Here is an 18,710-nt window from a genome sequence, read left to right on the forward strand (position 1 = left end):
ATTCACCGCCATCGGGAGCAAGCCCCCTCCCACATTTGATCGTTGCTGCCTCGAGTCTTTAGATATGAGCCAGGGCCTGGGCCAGGTCGGCACGCAGGTCTTCTACATCTTCAACCCCTACCGACAACCGCACCAACCCGTCGCCTATCCCCAACTGCGCGCGGGTGGCCGCCGGGATGCTGGCATGGGTCATGATCGCCGGGTGTTCGATAAGACTTTCCACGCCGCCCAGGCTTTCGGCCAGGGCGAAGAGATTGACGTTTTCCAGAAAACGTCTGGCACCGGCCAGGTCGGTATTCAAGTCCACGCAAATCATCCCGCCAAACCCGTGCATCTGCTGTTGCGCCAGGTCGTGCTGTGGGTGGGATTTCAGGCCGGGGTAGTGCACCCGCGCCACTTGCGGTTGCTGCTCCAGCCAGGTCGCCAGTTGCAGTGCATTGCTGCAATGGCGCTCCATGCGCAGGGCCAGGGTCTTCACGCCGCGCAGGGTCAGGAATGCGTCGAACGGCCCTGCAATGGCGCCAACCGAGTTCTGCAGGAAGCCCAGGCGCTCGGCCAGCGCCGGGTTGTCGCCGACAATCGCGATGCCACCAATCACGTCCGAGTGACCGTTGAGGTATTTGGTGGTGGAGTGCACCACCACATCGAACCCCAGCTCCAGCGGGCGCTGGATCCATGGGCTGGCGAAGGTGTTGTCGGCCACGCAAAGGATGCCGCGCGCACGGCAGATACGCGCCACGGCGCGCAGGTCGGTGAGACTCAGCAGGGGATTGCTCGGGGTCTCGACCCAGACCATGCGCGTGTCGTCCTGCAACGACGCTTCAAACGCCGCCATATCGCTCAAGTCGATATAGCTGAAGCGATGCCCGGCGCTGCGTTGGCGCACCTTGTCGAACAGGCGGAAGGTGCCGCCGTACAGGTCATTGCCGGAGACGATATGCGCGCCGGCATCGAGCAGTTCCAATACGGTAGAGATCGCGGCCAGCCCGGAAGCGAAGGCGAATGCCTGAGTGCCGCCTTCCAGGTCCGCTACGCAGCGCTCCAGGGCAAAGCGCGTCGGGTTGTGGGAGCGGCCATAGTCAAAGCCCTTGTGCACACCGGGGCTGTCCTGCAGGTAGGTGGAGTTGGCGTAGATCGGCGGCATCAACGCGCCCGTGCTCGGGTCGGGCGCTTGCCCGGCGTGGATCACACGGGTGGCAAATGCGTTTTTATCGGGCTGGCTCATGCAAGGGACCTCCGTAAATGGTTGAGCAGGTCGACACGGGTGATCAGGCCATGGAAGCCCGACGCGTCGGCGATGATGGCGACGAGGCCGCGATCCAGCTCGGCCTGCAGTTCGGCCAGGCTGGCGCTGGGGGCGAGGGTTCGCAAGGTGTCGGTCATGGCGCTGGCAACGATCATGGAAAAATCCGCAGCGTCATGGTGCAGGCCCAGCAGGATGTCGGACTCGTCGATCACACCCACCAGTTCCTGGCCGTCCACCAGCACCGGCAGTTGCGATACGTCGGCCAGGCGCATGCGCTGGAAGGCGGTGAGCAGGGTGTCGTCAGGGCTCACGCTGATGACGCGGCCGTCCTCGAAACGGCGGGCGATCAGGTCGCGCAAGTCGCCGTAGTGCTTGTACTGCAACAGGCCGGCGTCGTTCATCCATTGGTCGTTGTAGACCTTGGACAAGTAGCGCGTGCCGGTGTCGCACACAAAGGTCACCACGCGCTTGGGCTCGGTCTGTTCGCGGCAGTAGCGCAGCGCGGCGGCGAGGAGGGTGCCGGTGGACGAGCCGCCGAGAATGCCCTCGGCCTTGAGCAACTGGCGCGCGTGGTCGAAGCTCTCTTCATCGCTGATGGAGTAGGCGTGACGCACGCTGGAGAGGTCGGCAATCGACGGGATGAAGTCCTCGCCGATGCCTTCCACCGCCCACGAGCCGGGCGTTTCCATGCGGCCGCTGCGGCTGTACTCGGCCATCACCGAGCCCAGCGGATCGGCCAGCACCATCGCCAGCTCCGGCTGCACGCGCTTGAAAAACCGCGTGAGCCCGGTGAGCGTGCCCGCCGAACCCACGCCCACCACAATCGCGTCGAGGTCATGCTGGGTTTGCGCCCAGATTTCCGGCGCGGTGCTGGTCTCGTGGGCCAGCGGGTTGGCCGGGTTGTTGAACTGGTCGGCGAAAAACGAGCCGGGAATGTCCTTGGCCATGCGCGCGGCCACATCCTGGTAATACTCGGGATGGCCCTTGCCCACGTCCGAACGGGTGATATGCACCTCGGCGCCCATGGCCTTGAGGTGCAGCACCTTTTCCGTGGACATCTTGTCGGGCACCACCAGTACCACGCGATAGCCCTTAGCCCGGCCGACCAGCGCCAGGCCCAGGCCGGTGTTGCCGGCAGTGGCTTCGATAATGGTGCCGCCAGCGCGCAGACGACCATCGCGCTCGGCGGCGTCGATCATCGCCAGGCCAATACGGTCCTTGATGGAACCGCCGGGGTTCTGTGATTCGAGCTTGAGAAACAGGGTGCAGGGGCCAGTGTCGAAACGGCTGACGCGAACCAGCGGCGTGTTGCCGATCAGCTCGAGCACGGCGGGGCGGGAGGGTGTGGGCATGTCGTCACCTGAGTGCGGAAGGGGGACAGCAAATGCAAAACATGCCTTGGACCATAGGTCGAGATCGTGCCACTCGCAACCGGGCGGTCGGGTGGATGTATTTTTTTGGCGCATGGCGGATCAGGACGTCTTCAGCCACCCTGACGCAAAGCCTGCATCAGTTGCTCAACAACGAAGGCTTCGACGGCACCTTCACGGGCGCCCGCTTCAAAAGCAGCACAACACGCCGATTTTTCGCCAGCGCAGAGCCGGTAGACCGCAATGACACTGCCGGGTCCGCCGCCCGTGTGTCCACACAGGGAATACCCTCCGTCAATCGTCCCCTGCATTACGCCAAGGCCATAACCCGGCGTGATCCAGGGGCGACCGCGAATCGGACCGCCCAGGGCGCGTGCTGTCTGCAGACTTTTACAATCGGTATCCCGATGTTTACCTGATGATAGGCGTCAACGACCGGCAGGTTGATCTGGTTCTGGAAGGCGTCGATTGCGTCATTCGTACAGGGCAACTCAATGACTCAACGCTCGTTGCGCGCCCACTCGGCCGGTTTCGCTGGGTGACCTGTGCGTCTGCGGCCTATCTCGGAGCGAACGGCACTGCGCAAACACCGGAGGACCTGCTCCACCATCGAGCCATCCATTATTTTTCAGCGCATGAGCGGGGAGTGGGTAAAATGCGCTTCGTCAGCGGCACCGAAAATATCTCAGTCCCGGTGAGCGGTGCGGTGGCTGTCAATGAGACAGGACTCTACATAAAGATGTGTCGTGAAGGATTCGGCCTGGTGCAGCTTGCCGAGAACGTGGTCTCTGAGCATCTGCAGGAAGGCCGGCTGATCGAGGTGCTTGCGGACTGGCAACCCGCCTCAGTGCCCGTGACCTTGCTCTATCCGCATCAGCGTTTTCTCTCGCCGGCCGTACGCGCATTCGCTGACTGGATCGCCGAGCTTGTACGCGACGGCGATTCAGCTCAACCATGAATAGGTTCGAGTTGAACGTTTCGCTCGACCATCATCCCCGCCATGGCTTTCAATTCATCGAATCGCGGCAGCTTGAATAAAGCAGCAAGAATCGGATAGCAGGTACGGTACGAATTCCAGCCTGATAGAACTCCAACCCCATAGGAGTTCGACCATGGCGTTTCGTATCACTGGCCTTTCCCCCGAGCCATTCCAGTCACTGTTTGGATTGCCCGACAAAGATCTCGCATTGCTCGGGATAAAGCGTTACATCGTCGACCGCCACCCAGGCTTTCCTGACCGTATCGAAATGAAGGATGCGCAGCCAGGTCAGAGCGTGCTTTTACTCAACCATGTCAGCCAGCCTGCCACGACGCCATACCGCGCTTCACACGCGATCTTCATACGGGAGTGGGCCACACAGGCTTATGACGCAGTCGATGAGGTACCCGAGTCCATGCGAATCCGCCTGCTATCACTTCGCGCTTTCACTGATGATGGGATGATGCTCGACGCAGACATCGCTGATGGAATAGCAATGGAAACTGTCGTTACTCGGATGTTTGCCAATCCAGAGGTTGGGTACATTCACGTGCACCATGCAAAGCAGGGTTGCTACTCCGGGCGGATAGATCGGGCGTAGTCGACGCAGGTGTTGGTGGTTGGTTCTTCTTTCGGCTTTGCTGGGCAGCGACGGGCCGGTTGCTGCCCGCCGCGAACGGCAGCAATCGGCCAGACACAGTCTCCCTGTACGCATCCAGCGAGGCGCATTGGACTCTGCTGACGTTATGATGCCCATCTGCATAGGAGGACATCTTGGACAAGCAAACGCAGATATTGAGATTGGTGCAGGAGCTAGAAGACGAGCTCGATCAGTTTCCCCTCTCCAGCGTAATCCGATCGCACGCGGAGTTAACTAAACAAGCACTCGATGCTTGGTCTGATCGCCTCCGGGAGATAGGCCATCCGGGGCGAAAATTCTGGGATCACCCAGCGGAGCTAATATACGACGAGGCCGGTGTACTGCTCGGGGCCATGTTTGTACTTATTCAGGCGGCCATCACCGAGACGGTTTCGATTGTAAAGCGGATCTACGAGCTAAACGGACAGAAGATAAATAAGAACGCCGTGATGTCGTTGGAGGCAGATCTCGATTCGAGGTCAAGCCTGAGCTACGTCGCGATCGCAAACGGAGCTGCAAATTTTTATAAACACCGCTTCGAGTGGCCGAAGGACTGGCGCGGCGCGCCAGGGCAATCGCAAGACACAATCACTCTTATCCGCACACTAGGAATGAGCCCCGAACAAGATTTGGCGGATAACCTGCTTTCCGCCGTCCATGCCATCATGAATTCAACTGACAGCAACCTGGCAGACTTAGCGGGGCTGGTCGTGGAGCAATGGCGATCGCGACTTGCGCTGCAGCTCCGTGGGCAGTTCCAGCTGGCCTAGTTTCCCTAGTATGGAAATGGACATGCTTGTCCTTTGAGTGTCGCAACGCCGCTCGCTCGTCGTCCAAGCACTGATGAGCCCGGAACTAGCTGAGCTCTACCAATTAGGAGTGACAGAAGCCGGCCAATAGCGGCCACTAGCTAGCGGCCCTTTTCGGCCAGTACCAGCCATGGGAATGCTCAATGTGAAATGATGGTGCAAGGCTCTTTGTTAGTCTAGGCTGGCCTCTGCAGTCAACTCCCACGGAAAGGACCCCATGATAGAAACGTGCGCGCAGATCCATCGGAAGCTCTGGTACAGCAATGAGCTCGCGGTGGCGCAAGGCTATGGAAAAAATCCCCGCGACGAGGCGCTGCTGAAATCTTTGGCGATCAAGCTGAGCATTCCGGATGAGAGCTTTATTCTTTCCGACGAGAGTAAGGCTATCAGCGCCCAACAGTACCTGATGGCCATGCTAGAGGTCCTTGAACCACTCTCGGTCATGTTCCAAGACATCTGGAATTACTGCGAACGCAGCATGACGAAGACGTCGAAGAACACCCTCGACATCAGTTGGAATTTCAACATTAAGGGTGACCAAGTCACGATCAATTTCGAGGCCTTTAGGCGCTATCGCCAGCTACTTGAGCAAGTACCAGAAAGCAATGCTTTCAATAATCTCTGCAATGGCTTCGCTGACGCTTGCAGGAACTATCAGGAAAACAGACCTAACGAGAGACCAGCCAAGCTGCCAGCTAAGCCTAAAGGTGCGATGCCCAAAAGTGTCGCTTCAAGGATTTACGACCTATGCGAAAGCGTGCGCGACCAGGGGCTGGAAAAAAGCGGCTACCGGGGGACGGCTGATGCAGTACCCGCGTTATGGGCCATCAAGAACCTATCGCTCTGGGATATGCATGCCTTTGCACATCTACAGTCACTGCTGGATCAATGTGCCCCCAATCTCAAGGCCGAAGACATCCTTGACTTGCCATTCTGGCGCCATCGTTGGCAAATCTACGAGCTTTGGTGCTTGGTCACTACGCTACAGCTGTTTGCGCGACGCGGATTCGAGCTCAATCGCTCGCCGACAGGTGCGGCACTACTTGAGTTGGGGCAAACGGTCGTAGTCGCCGAACGCAAGAGCCTCCCATTTGGCCAGATCATCTACCAGCCGTCCTATCTGCGTCGCGCCGGCAAAAATGTACAGCCGGATATCGTAGTTGTCCGTGGTACATCGACGGTGATTCAGCCAGATGACGTGGCCGCTATCATCGAATGCAAGCAACATAAGATGCCTGACGATGAGTCGTTGAAGACGCTGAAGAAACGCTATTTCGATGGTGTGGCCGCGTCCTATGCTGATGCCGTCGCCACAGACGGCGCACTGGTACTGGTGAATTACGACAACGTCGATTTTCCCCACGATTACACGCTAATCGACGAGTTCAGACCACAGACGCGGCATACCCTAGCTGCACCGCTAGCGGCCGTGCTCAACGAATTCTCACAAGTTGAAGTTCAACCCCAGCCCGTGCTGATCATTGATGGTTCATCAAGCATGGAGGCGAGGCTGGCCGCGCTTCGAGACAAGGTTGGGCAATTGCATAGCGACCTACTAACGTCCCATAAAGTCATCTGCCTACCCTCAACTGGCCCCCTAGAGGTCGACATGAATGCGGTCGGCGCGTGGCTGTTTGCCGGTAGTGAAAGTGTTGAGCTCTTCACCCGGGGCGTGCGCCTAGCCAAGCAAATGTATCCGCTTGCGACGGTGCATATCATCACAGACTTGAAGGCGGATTCCATGATCATGTCTGAGCTTGCAAAGGCATGTATCGACATCCCGTTCCAGGTGCATTGTATTTGAGCACCGCCAATCGCCAGGCTCTCAGTCAGGTAGCCTTGCTTTTACAGTTCACGATGTAGGCGGATGAGGCATCCATGGAAGAGCAGGTGTGTTGGGGATGTGTTGGGGATGCGATCTTAAAAAGCAGCATCATGTCGGAAGGGGATGCCGCGAAATGTTCGTTCTGTAACAAACGGCGAAAGTGCTGTTCCATTGGATGGCTAACTGCGGAAGTGCAATCCGTCTTGAGTTGGCTGATCCGGCCTGGCGACAGCTACCCGATTTTTGGCGAGGATGATCGAGTCAGTCATGAGGAGCGGTTTGGTGACCCGTTGCAGTTCTGGATCGGCGATGTGTTGGGCCTGTCCGATGACAGTCTACCAATCGTTGCAGCTATCTCACGTGAACTACAACCATCGCACCGAGACATTGCTGATGGGGGGGAAAGCGAGTTCCCGCCCGACATCAACTACGTTGAACGCCGATATCGCCCGGCTAACGTCGAGCGTCGCTGGAAGCGATTCAAGGCGGAAATAATGTATGGACGCAGATTCTTCAGCTCTGAAGCCAAGCCATTTCTGGATTGGCTTTTTGCAGGAGCTGAAGAGTTTGGGGTTTACACGCCCTTCGCAGACCGTGAGTCGGTAATAAGAACGATCCCTGCAGGCAGTACATTCTATAGGGCCCGTCGGTGCGACAGCAGAAGTGCAGTGGAAAAGGTAATATCAAACCCTGTCGCCGAGCTTAATGCTCCCCCTAGGCAATTCGCAAAGGCTGGGCGGATGAACCCAGCGGGAGTTCCCTTCTTCTATGGTGCATTCGACCGAGCGACTTGCATTGCGGAGCTTCGACCACCCGTTGGAGGGAATGTTGTAAGCGGAGAATTTGTGATCAGCCGGGATGTGCGAGTTTTTGATTTCGCGGGCCTTGACACCGCGTACATCGAGAGTGTCCCGACTAGCTATTTTGACGATACGTATCAGGAGCAAAAGCAGCGTGAGCACTTCCTGAAGTCTTTGCACAAGATCATCAGTTCGCCGGTTTTGCCGGATGACGAACACGAGTACCTCGTGACGCAGGTGATTGCAGAATACTTTGCCACCCAGCCACCCAACCCTATCGAAGGGGTGATTTTTAGGTCGGCTCAACGACAGAATGACAGCGATGCCCGGAATATTGTTTTATTCACTGCCGCTATTCCAGCATTGGCCCTCAAGGCAGAAACCTTGCTGGTTCACCAAGTCACGGCAGTGATCTACGAGGAGGTCACGTTTGACGTCAAAAACGGTCACATCGAAATAGACCCAGCCGACGCTGACGATGAATGGGATTTCAACCCCAACGATTTTGACCCGTCAGATTGGGACAAACGGGAGGGTGAACAACACCTTATTACCTCCCTGGAGGAATTAGATCAAATGTAAAGCAGTGATGAATGACTCCTAGTCACTCTTCATCGACTTTGAGTAATTCCTAGATTTGAATGTCTACTTATGGGTGGCCTTTGCTCTCCAGCCTCAAGGCCCCCCCACCTCTGCGGAAGCCACTAGTGACGCATCGACTCGACTCGACTCACTATCTTCAGAGATCATTTCTCAGTTCAGGTCAATGTTGAGAGCGGAGCATGGGTGGCCGCTTTGTCTGACAAAACAGTTGGTCAGGTGATGTGTTCGAGTGACCGCTCATGGCCGATTGTTGCCTGTCACGAAGGGCAGAAGTCGACCCAAAGCTGACGTTGGTGACAGGCAGAGAACCGCCAGAAGCGGTCGGCGGCTTAGCTGCCCGATACATTGAGCAACTGAGCTTCTTTTAGCGCATTTTTTCGTGTTGTGGCACTCTGCCTTCACACGGATCGATGCCTTGATCGTAAATCCTGTTTTAAAGTACGAAGGACCAGCAGTGATTGACTTAAAGAAGGACACTTACACAATCTTGAATTTCAATTCGGATTTAGATGAGCTGATCAAAAAATACAAAGATACGCTTCTGACCGCTCTAACAGACGACACTCAGCGATTAATAATACGACACTACCTACGCATAATTGATGAGCTTTGCCGTCAAGCTTGCGAATGCCTTAAGAACAAATCATATTCGACGCTTGAAGCCCTATCGCGCGTGGTAATGGAGCAATCTGCCAATAAGCTCTATGTGGGTATGGATGAAGGAAATAATGGCCGTTCTCTACTGCGTAGCAGCAATCAGCTGATTGAAAGCAACGGAAAAGCTTGGACAGCATATCTTGAGTCGCAAGATGCTCAGAACCCTGCGGCCCAAGCGAGGCAGAAAAATGGTGCTTCTATGTTATCGCACTTCAATGAAGAATGGAGCGATGTCGCTAGATATCCTAGCGGGAAAGGTTTATTCAAGGCTTTGGGGTGGGAGAATCATTATTACGCTTTTTATGCACCACTCTGTGATTCCGTTCATAGCTTTTCAGATGAAATGTCAGCCTTAATAGGAATTGGCAAAATATTTGAGCACTCTGAAGTAGAGGGTGTAAAAACGCTGCAATATTGGGACAAGGAACGTCGCCGCCTTGCTACTTATCATTTTGCGGTAGCTCTTGGGCTTCGAGCAGAAGCTTTTGCACGCTTATGCGAATTACAATTAGGTGAGTTCAAAGACGAAAAGGCGGATAAGCTTTTCACAAAACTGAAAAATCTGGTCGAAACTCACGACAACTTCGACCACGCCAGGCTGGACGCAATGAGCAAGGGTTTAGTCGCGTATCTAAAATTCCCTATAAAAACATGGTAATTAAATTATTCAAATCGTTATAACGGGACAGATTTATTTTCCTTGGGTTGAACGCCCGCTTCTGGCCGATTGCAGCCCTTCATAAAACCCAACAATCAGCCAATAACCACTCTCCTGTTACGGCACGGATATCCCATACTCAGCCAGCTTCGCCTTGTGCTTCTCCTCCACGTATTTCTTTTTGACGATCTGCGAGAACTTCAGGAAGTCAGCCTTCGCGCCGTCCCTGTCTCCCAAATGGTCGTACGCGATGCCGCGCGCGTAGTAAGCCCAGGCAAAGTCCGGCTGGCGTTGAAGGCCGGTGCTGAATGCTTCAGCGGCTTCTCGGTACTGGCCCAGGTCTGTCAGTGCAAGGCCCAGGTGATAGTAGGTCGGCATGTGGAAGCCCGAGCCTTTTCCGGCTTCTCCCAGGCCGTTGTCCAGGTTGTACTGCACCAGTTCTAGGGCTTTTTTCGGGTTGCCAGCGTCGCGATACATGGCACTCAAGTCCAGGTTGGCGCGTGGGTCAGGCTTGGTCGCCAATTGCAGGGATTTTTCCTTGGCTGTAACGGCTTGCGCAAAGTGCTTGAGGTTGCTGTAGGCGTCGGCCTGCAACGCGTAAACCAGACTTTGCAGCGAGGCGGGCAGGGTGTTTTTCTGCAGGCACAAGTCACCTTCCTGCAGCACCAGAGGGTAGTTCTCGGCTTTGTAGGCCTTGAACTGAGTTGCGCAGTGCGCAAGGTTGGCTTTTTGCGGGTTCTGCATTCCGGCACATCCGGTGAGGATGAAGACGCATGCTATGAGTGCGGGCCAGCGAATAGTCATGAAAAACTTCCTTGTCAGTCAAACAGCCGAGCGTTGAGGTCAGGGCGATAGACCTGCAAAAGCGGTGCGGTCACGGTGCCTTGCAGCGAGCAGAACACAGTGGTGTGTCCCTTGAGTGGCGGTGTCGCGTCGCCCTTGTCGACCATGAACACGCGGTCTACGAAACCAAACGGCGTGGCGACGCCAGGGCCGGTCAAACCTTCGGTGCGCCATTGGCCGATGGGGTCACCGACGCGGCGAATTTCGGCGCGGGCAATGGCGTTGCCCTCACTGACAAAGCGTGCGTTATCGACAATCAGCGGCTTGAGTTTTTCGGCCACCTCTTGCGGCAGACCATCGGCTACGAAACCCCAGAACAGAAAGTTGCCGACGTCGTTCATGGTTTGTGCCTGGTTGTAGTAGCCGATCATAGGCACGCCGTTGACGATCAGGGGCTTTTCGAAGCGTTGATAGGTGCCACCTTCCTGCAACGGGTTCATGATGGTCGGCGCCTTGACCGAGCCGTACTGACTCAGGCGCAAGGTATCTGCCGGCAGGCGGGCGTCGCGCAGGCTCTCGAAGAAATGCGCATCGCAGCGAGAGAACTCGGTCAGGAGCTGTTCGGGCGTGGTGACGGTCTGAGCCTGGGCGGCATTACAGGCAGCGGCGACGGCGAGCAAGGCAACGCCGGAAAAAACGGATCGGAACATTTGAAATCATCCGTGAAGTAGGAACAAAAAATGTCGGCTTGTCAGTCGCGAACTTTAGCAAAACGGCACTGCGAACAAAACGGAGCAATCACATGCTGAACATCGGAATACTAGGCGTCGGCGAGCTCACCGAGAAAGTCGTGATCGGCCTGCGCCGCAGTGGCTTCACCGGGCAAATTCTGCTGTCTGCGCGCAACCATGAACGTGCCCAGGCGCTGGGCAATCGTTGTGCCTGCGAGGTGATGGCCGACAATCAAACCGTCGTCGATGGGTCGGACCTGCTGTTCCTCGGCGTGCGGCCTGATGCGGTCGCGCAGCTTGCCACGCAGGTGCAGCTCAAGCCTCGGCAGACGCTGGTCTCGCTGGTCGCCGGCTTGACCCTCGGCGACCTCGCCGGGCACTTTCCCTCAGCACTGCCGGTGCGGGCGATGCTGTCGTATGCGGCGCAGATCAACCAGTCCACGGTGGTGATCAGCCCAGGTGGCGAGCCCCATCAATCGGTACTCGGCGCGCTCGGGCAATTGGTCGTGCTGGACGATGAGCCCGAGTTCGAGCTCGCCACGGTCGCGGCCTGCATGAACGGCTGGTTCTATTTCCTGGTGCATGACCTTCAGCAGTGGTTTACCGCCAGGGGGTTGTCCGAGGATCAGGCGCGGCAACTGGTGATGGGCAATCTGCAGGATTGCCTGGCCAGTGCCCGCCACCAACCCGACACCAGCGTGAAAGCGCTGGGCGAAGCGATTGCGACGCCGGGCACCTTTACCCGTGCGGGGCTGGAGGTGCTGAGGGAGCAGGGCGCAACCCAGGCCTGGGCTCAGGCGTGTGACGAGGTGTTGGCGCGCTTGAAGAAACGCTGATTGTCACGCGGCGTCAGGCAATGGTGGAGGCGTCTTTATCCAGCGCTATCTTCACCTGGAACACCGTGCCCCGGTCCGCGTCAGAGCTGACCTCGATCGTTCCACCATGTGACGCCACGATTTCCGACGCGATAAAAAGACCCAGGCCCAAGCCCTCCGTGGGGCCGTGATCAATTGCCGTGCGTTGGGAGAAGCGGCCCATCGGGTTGAAGATGAACGGCAGCACGTCCTCGGGTATCGCCTCACCGCTGTTGTGCACCGAGAACACGGCGTGGTGCTCGTGAGTCATCAGCTCGACCTTGATAGGCCGGGCGGTGTCGCCGTGCTGCACCGCGTTGCTGATGATGTTCGAGAAGACCTGTTGCATCCTCGCGCCATCGAACAGCCCGGCGACCGGTGACGGTGTTTCGAGCACGATCCTGGCCTCGGGATGAAACGCCTGGATTTCCTCAACCACACGCTCGCAGAGCGGTGCGAGGTCAACCGCTGCGGTTCTGACCGGAATCCCCGGTCCCATCTGGCAGCGGGTCAGGTCGAGCAGGTCACCGACAATCTGGCTCGCGCGCCGCACGCTGGTGTAGATCTGATTGGCGACTTTGGTCGAGCGGGCGCCGGCGCTTTCCGAACGCCTGAGAGTGTCGGCACCCAGCATGATTGCGCCAAGCGGGGTGCGCAGGTCGTGACCGAGAATGCCGAGGAACACGTTGCGCGAGGCCTCGACCGCACGCGAATAACTGGCGATGGATTCGGCGAGTGCCTGATCGATGGCCTCATGGAAGCGGGTCATGTCGTCGACGTTGATCGGCGTGCCGTCCTGGACCTGGCGCATCCACTGGCTGACCACGCTGGTTCTGAGGGCGCGGTATTCCGAGACCATCTGGTCAATGGTGAAACCTGCCATCAGCCGCGTGATTGCGTGGGTTTCGGCAGCGGTTTCCTGCTCATCCACCGGGCCATGGCCCTGGGCCTTGGCCGTTTGCTCGCGGCGGGTCTGGCGGGTGCGCAGGTCCGACACGATGGCCCGCAGCATCTGCTCGGCGTGGTCGCGCAGCGCCAGGCTGTCGAGCTCGGCGCCCGGCGTTTTGATGGTTCTGGCGAAATCTTCCCAGGCCTGCAGAATCGGCTCGAGGTGTTCGAGGATGAAATCGGGCAGGCGCATGTCGTGAATCCTGGTGGGAGGCGATGCAGAGGCGCGCAGAGTAACCCATGTGGAGAGGGGGCTTGCTCCCGATTGCGGTGTATCAGCCAAAGATGTACTGGCTGGCCCACCGTAATCGGGAGCAAGCCCCTCCCACAGGTTCATTGTCAGGGGTGAAACCTGCGCCCCAGCGCGTCCAGGCGCACGGCAATCGGCGGCAGGCGCTCGCTGCTGCGCGCCAGGGTTTCCACGTCGTCGGCGGTGCTTTGCGCGATGCTCTGCACCGACTGCAGGCGTCCGACGATTTCAAGGTTCGCCGAGGACTGGTCGCGGGTGGTGCTGACGATGCGCCCGTTGAGCGCGTCGATCTGCGCGATGTCATGGCCCACCGCTTGCAGCATCTCGACGGCCTGCCGGCTGTCTTCCACGCAGCGTTCCACGCCTTCGCGGCTGTCGTGCATGGCGGCGACGGCCTGGCGGCTGCCGTGTTGCAGGCCTTCGATGATGGTCTTGATTTCCTGGGTGGAGAGGGCGGTGCGCTGGGCCAGGCTGCGCACTTCATCGGCCACCACCGCAAAGCCGCGGCCTTGCTCGCCGGCGCGGGCGGCTTCGATGGCGGCGTTGAGGGCGAGCAGGTTGGTCTGGTTGGCAATGCTGCTGATCACCTCGAGCACCGAGCCGATCTGTTCGGCCTGGGCGGCCAGGGATTGGACGGTGGATTCGGTGCCGTTGATGTGCGAGGCCAGTTGGTTGATTTCCTGGCGGGCGCGGCTGACGCTCTCCTGACCGCGCACGATCTGGCGGCTGGCCTGACCAGCGTGCTCCACGGCCTGTTCGACCTGCACCGTGATGTGGCCCATGGCGTCTTCCATGCGTTGCATCGAACCGGTCATCTCGGTGATCTCGGCCAGTTGATGCCGAGCGCCTTTTTCCAGGGTGCCGCTGGCGCTGGCCAGTTCCTGGCCGAGTTGCCCCAGGCCATGGGAGTCGCGGGCGACGCCGTCGATCAGGAGGGTGAGCTGTTGCAGGAAGTGGTCGAACCGTTTGGCCAGGGACACATGCACCTTGCCTTCGGTGTGTGCGCTTTCGGCGGTGAACTGCGAGGTCACTGCGAGCATCTTGTCGAGCATTTCCTGGCTTTCGACTGCTTCGGCCTGGCTGTGCACCGCGAGATAGAGCAGTGCGATCGTTTCCATGACCACGTAGAACGCGTGCACGAAGACCATCGTCCAGCCGCCGTGATGCTCCATCACGAACACCGGGAAGCCCTGATGCTGCAAGGCGTGGAACACCACGTGATGCACGGCGATGGTGGCCGCGGCCACCAGGATCGGCAGCCAGTCACGGTAAAAGGTCAGCACTGCCAGCAGCGCGAAGATCCCGAAGTGGGATTCGATCACGCCCTGAGCCTGGTTGATGTGCAGCGCGGCCATCACCATCAGGCCGGCGCCCAGGGCGCAACGCATCAACCGGCTGCCACCGATGGCGCGGTACAGCACGGTGAGCACCAAAGCAGTGCCGCCGCCGACCAACAGCGCCTGTAGCAGGGTGTCATGCCAGAACGCCAGACCCAGGGAAAACAGGAACATCAGCCAGATAAGCGCCAGCATGATGCGGTCGGCCTTGCGGTAGTGCTCCAAAAAGGGGCTGGGGACGGGCATTCACGTTTACTCCTTGTGGTTTGGCCAGGAACAAAGCATGGGGCGTGCCACGACGGCCGCGTGCTGAGTGAAGCGGATCGTTGTTTTTTTGCGCTTCAGGCTGTTATCGGCAAGCCCGCACGGGACTTTAAGCCAGGAACGGCTGCCCGGGCGGGCAGCCGCAGGAGGGTCAGAAGCTGTACTTGGCGGTCAGCATCATGTTGCGCGGTGCGCCGTAGGAATCGCCGCCATAGTCCACGGAGTTGGCGATGGTCTCGTAGTACGTGCGGTCGAAGATGTTGTTGGCGTTGAGCTGCAGGTCCAGATGCTGATTGACCTGGTAGCCGGCCATCAGGTCGGTGACGGCATAAGCGCCCTGTTTGAGCCGGTAGCGGCTGCCATCCGCGACGGTCAGGTCGTTGTACATGCGGCTCTGCCAGGAGATGTTGCCGCCCACGCGGAGTTTTTCCAGCGGGCCCTGGAAGTTATAGCGCGTGGTGAGCTTGAACAGGTGTTCCGGGGTGTCGGTGTCGAACTGCTTGTTCACGCTCTGCGGATTGGACGGGTCCTTGATCACGTGGGTGCGCGCGTAGGTGTAGCCACCGCCCACTTGCCAGTGTTCGGTAAGGGCGCCTTGCAATTCGAAGTCGATACCCTGGCTGCGAATCTCGCCCGAGGCCTCAGCGCAGGAGGCCTGCGGGCAGTTCGGCACCAGCACGTCGACGGCGCGGTTCTGCTGATCGACGCGGAACAGCGCGACGCTGGCATTCAGCGCGCCACCCAGGTATTCGCCCTTGATGCCCACCTCGTAGTTCTTGCCGACGATGGGCCTGACCGGGGTGCCGGAGGTGTCCTTGGCCGTCTGCGGGGTGAAGATGTCGCTGTAGCTGGCGTACACCGAATGATGATCGTCCAGGTCGTAGATCAGGCCGGCGTAGCGGGTGACGTTGCGGGTGACCTTGTAGTCGCCGTCGCCATCGTGGTTGTCGTAGTCGTACCAGTCCAGACGGGCGCCGAGGATCAGCTTCAATGGGTCGGCCAGGCTCAGGCGGGTGGTCACGTAGACACCGTCTTGGGTGGTGACTTCACGACCGTTGGCGGTGTGGGCGAAGTCCGGCTTGCCCGCCGTGAGTGGCCAGTTCATGTCGTATGGCGAGTAGCTGTGAGTGGTCAGGTCGTAGACGCGACGGCTGGCGCCCACCACCAGTTCATGGGTGCGCCCGAGCGCCTGGAAGGGGCCGCTGACAAAGGCGTCGAGGCCCGCCTGGTTTTCATCCGCCGCCGACTGGTACACGGTGCGGGCCAGGGTGTTGTTGACCCAGCGCGACTGGTAGGAACCGGAAAAAAGGGCGTTCTGCTCGGCGTAGTTGGCGTTGACCTGCAGTTTCCAGTCGTTGGCCAGTTGCTGGCGCAATTCGGCAAAGACCGTGTTGATTTCCTGGTCCTTGTTCTCCCAACGCGTACCGGGGTTGTAGGAGCGCGACAGGTTCAAGTGGTGACCATCCTGGCCTACCATCGACGAGCCCCAGAAGTAGTTGGTCTTGTCCTTCTGGTTCGAAAAACCCAGGGTCAGGCGGGTGTTTTCACTGAGGTCGGCTTCGGTGACCGCATAAAACAGCCCGTGGTAATCCCCGACATTGTCGATAAAGCTGTTGGCATCGCGGTAGGAGGTGACCACCCGGCCACGCCAGGTGCCGCTGTCATTCAGCGGGCTGGAGGCATCCAGCTCGCCACGGTAGTTGTCCCAGGTGCCGGCCGCGCCGGTGAGGGTGACTTTCTGCTCGTCCAGCGGCCGCTTGCGGATCAGGTTGATGGCGGCCGACGGGTTACCCGCGCCGGTGACCAGGCCCGTAGCGCCACGCACCACCTCGACGCGGTCGAACATCGCCAGGTTCGGTTGGGCACCCACGTTGACGCCGTTGTAGCCACTTGGAATGCCGTCGTACATCAGGTTATCGATGTCGAAACCGCGCGCGGTGTACGACTGCCGGCCAGGGCCGTTGGAGAAGTTGAGGAATAACCCCGGGGTGGCGGCGACCACATCATTGATGCTGGTCATCGCCTGGTCGTCCATGCGCTGACGGGTGACAACGGTGACGGCCTGTGGGGTTTCACGCAGGGTCAGGGGCAGCTTGGTCGCGGTTTTCATCGCGCCCGTGGTGTAGGACTGCGTGCCCTCGGTGGTTTCGCCCAATTGCCCCTCGCCGGAAACTTGTGTGGCGCCCAGTTCGATAGGGCCGGAGGAGGGCTCGACCTCGGCGGCAAAGGCCGTGTGTGAGCTGGCGAGACAAATGGCCAACGCCATCAAACTCGGTGCAAAAATGGTGTTGCCTTGTTGTTGCACAGACATGGAACAAGCTCTCCCCGATGCGCCTTCCCTGGCGAATAATAAGACGGTTGATAATTATTCGCATCAGTGTGACAGAAGGTGTCCGGGCAAAAAAGCGTTTGCAGAGAATTGGTTAACGAATTTTTCACATTAAGGATGATGTGTAAGCCGTCTGGGGTGAGGGCCAATGCCGTTTAGTTAAGTGCAGATTCGCCCGTGGGAGCGGCGGTGCGATTTGCCCGCGAAAGCGGAGGGTCAGTCAACATCAATGTCTGCTGGGCCGACGCCATCGGGAGCAAGCCCCCTCCCACATTTTGTACAGCGTTCGGCAGACCATTTCGGTCGGCTCTCAGGCCGCCACGCTTTTGCTTTTGATCTGGAAGCGCCCCGTCAACCACGCTGGCCGCACGCAGGCTTGAATCCGTGGGTAACCCGGCAGGACGCCGGGTTAGCCGCGCTGGGCCAAGGATGGCCCATTGCGGCGGCCCACGGATTCAAGCCTGCGTGCGGGCACACCCAGCCTAAGCGAGGTGCCGAGTGGTGGGGCAAGAGCCCTTTTGGTTACTTTTGGGGCTCTTTTCCAAAAGTGACCCGCCGTAAGGGCGGAACCCAAAGTCGCCGTCACCGCATCAACGGATATACACACCAAAAAACCGCCTTCACGGGCAAGTCGAACGGTCGCTCATTTGACCTTCGTCGCGTCAAGCACTGCGTTCGCATAACTGAACGACATTCGTGCGAGGGCAGTCCACGCACCTCGCCGTCAATCAGGACGCTAGACGAACACAATCTCGAACGGTTCGCGCATCCGCTCGAGCAGATCATGGGCGAGCATCGGCGGCAGGCCAATGGCGGGATCCCCGGCCAGCTGGCTGGCGAAGGCGTGGGCGGCGTGCAGCTTGCGCGCGACGCACCAGCTATCCAGGCGCACCTTGCGCGCGCGCAGCCAGGGAATCGTCGAGCCTTCGCGCACCGGACTGTGCCACGCCCACACCGGCAATTCGTACAGATGGGCGCCCACCAGGTTGCAGGCCGTCGCGCAGGCACGCCCAACGGCCTCGTGATCGGGCGTGCCGTCGTGGCGCCAGGTGGTGAAGGCCACGTCGCCGGGTTGCAGGTAACGCGCGATAAATTGGCTCACCGCGTGTTCATCGCCGGCCAGGCCGCCGTCACGAAAACCGCCGCGAATCCATTTAAGGCTGTGCAGCGGCATGCCCAGACGGCGTAACGCTTCCACGCTTTCCTGGGGCCGCACCACGCTCAACCGGCTGGCCGGCCACACCCGCGAACCCGGATGGCTGGCACTGCCGTCGGTGATCGAGATCAATTGCAGCGGGTGTTCCAGCACGCTCAGGCGCTGCAATAGACCACCACAGGCCAGCACTTCATCGCCCGGGTGCGGCGCAACCACTACCACGCGCGCACCTGGCGGTACCAATGAGTTGGGGTGAATAGTGGGGATCTGCGCCAATTGCGGCGCGCTGTTCCAGACTTGCGCAGGACCGCGGCGGCCGTCACGCAGGGAAGCAGGATTCATGGGGGACACATCCTTGTCGATTGAACTCGGTCGCCACCGCATGCGGTACGACACTTGGGTAACCGCCGCAGACTCCGTTGCGACGAATGCCTGGCATTCCAGCCCGGGAATCCCAGTCAGGCGTTGTCA

The 18,710-nt window shown here is 59.1% G+C and carries 15 protein-coding genes and 1 pseudogene; 7 read left to right on the forward strand and 9 right to left on the reverse strand.

Features of this window, described 5'->3' with window-relative positions; all coding sequences use genetic code 11:
* Positions 1 to 58 precede the first annotated feature (58 nt).
* From RHM60_RS02660 to RHM60_RS02670, 3 genes and pseudogenes are all read right to left on the reverse strand, one after another.
* Positions 59 to 1,225 carry a cystathionine gamma-synthase gene (locus RHM60_RS02660; protein ID WP_322213496.1) on the reverse strand — a complete coding sequence of 389 codons (1,167 nt, stop codon included), beginning with the start codon at positions 1,223 to 1,225 and terminating at the stop codon, positions 59 to 61.
* The gene (locus RHM60_RS02665) at positions 1,222 to 2,598 is read right to left on the reverse strand and encodes a cystathionine beta-synthase (RefSeq protein ID WP_322213497.1); all 1,377 of its coding nucleotides are present in this window, start codon (positions 2,596 to 2,598) and stop codon (positions 1,222 to 1,224) included. Before RHM60_RS02665 ends, RHM60_RS02660 begins: the two co-directional genes overlap by 4 nt.
* Positions 2,599 to 2,729: 131 nt before the next feature.
* Positions 2,730 to 3,008, reverse strand: a pseudogene (locus RHM60_RS02670) (serine hydrolase); the annotation flags it as partial.
* Positions 3,009 to 3,034: 26 nt separating this feature from the next.
* Between RHM60_RS02670 and RHM60_RS02675 the strand changes: the two are divergent.
* The 6 genes from RHM60_RS02675 to RHM60_RS02700 all read left to right on the forward strand — a co-directional run bounded on the left by RHM60_RS02675 (position 3,035) and on the right by RHM60_RS02700 (position 9,587).
* Positions 3,035 to 3,574 carry a LysR substrate-binding domain-containing protein gene (locus RHM60_RS02675; protein ID WP_322213498.1) on the forward strand — a complete coding sequence of 180 codons (540 nt, stop codon included), beginning with the start codon at positions 3,035 to 3,037 and terminating at the stop codon, positions 3,572 to 3,574.
* Positions 3,575 to 3,728: 154 nt separating this feature from the next.
* A complete protein-coding gene (locus RHM60_RS02680) occupies positions 3,729 to 4,196 on the forward strand; it encodes a DUF1203 domain-containing protein (RefSeq protein WP_322213499.1) in 468 nt (155 codons plus the stop codon).
* Positions 4,197 to 4,369: 173 nt separating this feature from the next.
* Entirely contained in the window at positions 4,370 to 5,005 is a 636-nt protein-coding gene (locus tag RHM60_RS02685; RefSeq protein WP_209981720.1) for a hypothetical protein, read from the forward strand.
* Between the two features lie 256 nt (positions 5,006 to 5,261).
* On the forward strand, positions 5,262 to 6,848 hold the full coding sequence (locus RHM60_RS02690; protein WP_209981722.1) for a hypothetical protein: 1,587 nt from the start codon (positions 5,262 to 5,264) through the stop codon (positions 6,846 to 6,848).
* Between the two features lie 74 nt (positions 6,849 to 6,922).
* Positions 6,923 to 8,251, forward strand: a complete 1,329-nt coding sequence (locus RHM60_RS02695) for an RES family NAD+ phosphorylase (protein ID WP_209981724.1) — start codon at positions 6,923 to 6,925, stop codon at positions 8,249 to 8,251.
* A gap of 436 nt (positions 8,252 to 8,687) precedes the next feature.
* Positions 8,688 to 9,587, forward strand: coding sequence for a hypothetical protein (locus RHM60_RS02700; protein ID WP_209981729.1), 900 nt, complete (start codon positions 8,688 to 8,690; stop codon positions 9,585 to 9,587).
* Positions 9,588 to 9,704: 117 nt separating this feature from the next.
* Here the strand turns inward: RHM60_RS02700 and RHM60_RS02705 are convergent, their stop codons facing one another.
* Both RHM60_RS02705 and RHM60_RS02710 read right to left on the reverse strand, forming a co-directional pair.
* Positions 9,705 to 10,391 (reverse strand): tetratricopeptide repeat protein, encoded by a 687-nt coding sequence (locus RHM60_RS02705; protein ID WP_322213500.1) that lies wholly within the window; start codon positions 10,389 to 10,391, stop codon positions 9,705 to 9,707.
* 14 nt (positions 10,392 to 10,405) lie between these two features.
* Positions 10,406 to 11,080, reverse strand: coding sequence for a hypothetical protein (locus RHM60_RS02710; protein WP_322213501.1), 675 nt, complete (start codon positions 11,078 to 11,080; stop codon positions 10,406 to 10,408).
* Between the two features lie 92 nt (positions 11,081 to 11,172).
* Here RHM60_RS02710 and RHM60_RS02715 point away from each other — a divergent pair, with 92 nt between their 5' ends.
* On the forward strand, positions 11,173 to 11,937 hold the full coding sequence (locus RHM60_RS02715) for a pyrroline-5-carboxylate reductase family protein (protein WP_322213502.1): 765 nt from the start codon (positions 11,173 to 11,175) through the stop codon (positions 11,935 to 11,937).
* 13 nt (positions 11,938 to 11,950) lie between these two features.
* Here the strand turns inward: RHM60_RS02715 and RHM60_RS02720 are convergent, their stop codons facing one another.
* The 4 genes from RHM60_RS02720 to RHM60_RS02735 all read right to left on the reverse strand — a co-directional run bounded on the left by RHM60_RS02720 (position 11,951) and on the right by RHM60_RS02735 (position 18,581).
* The gene (locus RHM60_RS02720) at positions 11,951 to 13,096 is read right to left on the reverse strand and encodes a sensor histidine kinase (protein WP_322213503.1); all 1,146 of its coding nucleotides are present in this window, start codon (positions 13,094 to 13,096) and stop codon (positions 11,951 to 11,953) included.
* A 146-nt stretch (positions 13,097 to 13,242) separates the two neighbouring features.
* The gene (locus tag RHM60_RS02725) at positions 13,243 to 14,736 is read right to left on the reverse strand and encodes a methyl-accepting chemotaxis protein (protein ID WP_322213504.1); all 1,494 of its coding nucleotides are present in this window, start codon (positions 14,734 to 14,736) and stop codon (positions 13,243 to 13,245) included.
* 169 nt (positions 14,737 to 14,905) lie between these two features.
* Positions 14,906 to 17,065, reverse strand: coding sequence for a TonB-dependent siderophore receptor (locus tag RHM60_RS02730; RefSeq protein ID WP_322213505.1), 2,160 nt, complete (start codon positions 17,063 to 17,065; stop codon positions 14,906 to 14,908).
* 754 nt (positions 17,066 to 17,819) lie between these two features.
* Complete coding sequence (locus RHM60_RS02735) at positions 17,820 to 18,581, reverse strand: PIG-L deacetylase family protein (RefSeq protein ID WP_209981743.1); 762 nt, start codon at positions 18,579 to 18,581, stop codon at positions 17,820 to 17,822.
* Between the last annotated feature and the right edge of the window lie 129 nt (positions 18,582 to 18,710).

The organism is Pseudomonas sp. MH9.3, from assembly GCF_034354675.1.
Classification (GTDB): domain Bacteria; phylum Pseudomonadota; class Gammaproteobacteria; order Pseudomonadales; family Pseudomonadaceae; genus Aquipseudomonas.